The following is a 914-nucleotide window of genomic DNA, read 5'->3' on the forward strand; positions in this document are numbered from 1 at the left end:
CGACCCTCCCCTCGACCCGTCCACTCCCAACTCCCCCGGGCCCGTCCACCGGGTCGGGCCCCGGCACCTGGCCGGTGACGACGGACGCCCCTACGACGTCGTCGCCGATACCCTCACCGACCTGGGTTGGAGAGGACTGACGCTCGTGCGGGGCCGCCGGGAACCGCAGGAAGCGTCGGAGGACCGGCAGGTGGTGCGCAGCACCGTCCTGCACATCGGCCCCGACGCCCTGCGGTGGGCCCAGTGGCTCCTGCCGGACGAGCCGTTCCACCTCGGCGGCCTGCCGATCGCTTGGCAGATCAGCGGCCGCGCCCACCCCGACGGACTCGCCGGCTGGTCGGCGTACTTCACCCCCGAGGTTCCCGGGGAGGTTCTGGCGGACTTCCTCACCGCCCTCGACGCCCGCGAGCACCCCACCGTGCCCTTGGCGGACCCCGAGTCGGTCCTGGGGGCTGTCACCGCCCGGGGCTGGCTGCGCGACATCGACCGGCCCGAGGCGGGAGCGATGGATCCCACCTTCACCGGTCACCTCCACCTGGGCGGGGTACCGCCCCTGATCCAGGACGCCGACCCGCGCACCCTGCTCTCCGAAGAGGGGGAGGACGGCCCGCCCGGATGGCAGGCATGGGCCGAGCCCACTCCGGGCGAGGGATACCTGTGGGCCGCCTCCTTCTCCTCCGGGGTGCCGCACGACCTCGTCGCCGCCTTCGCCATCTCCCTCGCCTCCACCGCACCACTCCTGCGCCGGGTCCTGCCCGACAGCACTCGCGACCGGCTCCTGTGACCTCCGACCGACTGACTCCCGCCCGCTGCCCGCCACAACGCGCCGCGCCCGGCCCTCCGGAACAGGAGGTCGGGCGCGCGGCGTTGTCGCGACGGACGGGAAGGGGATCCCTCAATGGGGTGGGGTGTCC

Annotated in this window: 1 protein-coding gene; it reads left to right on the forward strand. The window is 74.2% G+C overall.

Annotation, left to right across the window (positions count from 1 at the left end):
- Window positions 1-784 (forward strand): SPDY domain-containing protein (locus FOE67_RS27080; RefSeq protein ID WP_182667451.1); only part of this gene is annotated, 784 nt, incomplete at its 5' end.
- Between the last annotated feature and the right edge of the window lie 130 nt (window positions 785-914).

Source organism: Streptomyces calidiresistens, from assembly GCF_014141525.1.
GTDB classification, from domain to species: Bacteria; Actinomycetota; Actinomycetes; order Streptomycetales; family Streptomycetaceae; genus Streptomyces; species Streptomyces calidiresistens.